The organism is Mitsuaria sp. TWR114 (assembly GCF_007997345.1).
Genome location: NZ_VOSR01001012.1, coordinates 1 through 829, shown reverse-complemented (window position 1 = coordinate 829; position 829 = coordinate 1). Strand labels below are relative to the sequence as shown.

Sequence of the window (829 nt, the reverse complement as noted above, 5' to 3'; positions counted from 1 at the left end):
CGCCGTTGGCGTCGCGGTTGGCGAGCTGCGCCTGCGCGTAGGCGATCAGCGTCTGCGGATCGTCCGGCGCCTTGCCGAGCAGGCGCTTGGCGGCCTCGAGCGCGGCGCCGGCCTGGTCCTGCTTGAGCAGCCAGGCGATCAGCGCCTGATCCGCCCGCGTGTTGCGCGAGCTGCTGACGTCGGTCGCCTTGGTCAGCCAGCGCTGCACCTCGGCGGCCTGGCCCCGGGCCTCGCTGAGCAGCGCCATCTCGTAGAGCGCGTCGGCGTTCTTCTCGTCGGCCTTCAGCATCGCGGCCAGGCGCACCTGGGCCGCGTCGAACTTGCGCTCGGCGATGTCGATGCGCGTCAGGCCCAGTTGCGCCTCGGCCAGCTGCGGATCGAGCTGGAGGGCCTTCTGGTAGGCCTCGCGCGCGCCCGGCAGGTTGCCGGCCGAGCGGCGCGCCACGCCGAGCTGCACCCAGGTGGTCGGGTTGGCGGCCTCCTGCTTGACCAGCCGGTCCGCGATCGCGACGGCCTTGGCCGTCTGCCCGGCGCGCAGGTACAGCGACACCAGCGCCATGCCGGCGTAGGTCTGGCGCGGATCGCGCTGGAAGGCTTTCTCGAGCTCCCCGATCGCGTCGCCGGACTGGCCGCCGCGCAGCAGCGACAGGCCCAGCGCGGTGCGGAACTCTGGTGCGTCCTTGGCCTTGAGCGCCTCCTGCATCAGCGCGGTGGCGCGGGCATGCCGTCCCTGCGCCATCTGCAACGTGGCCATCATCACCAGCGCCTGGCCGTCGCCGGGATAGGCGCGCAGGTAGGCGTCCAGCACCTCCGCGGCGCGGTCCAGGTT

1 protein-coding gene is annotated in these 829 nt (G+C 73.0%); it reads right to left on the bottom strand.

Annotated elements, in window-relative coordinates; translation table 11 throughout:
• Nucleotides 1-829: tetratricopeptide repeat protein (locus FUT87_RS26830; RefSeq protein ID WP_147242954.1), on the bottom strand; the 829-nt coding region annotated here is incomplete at both ends.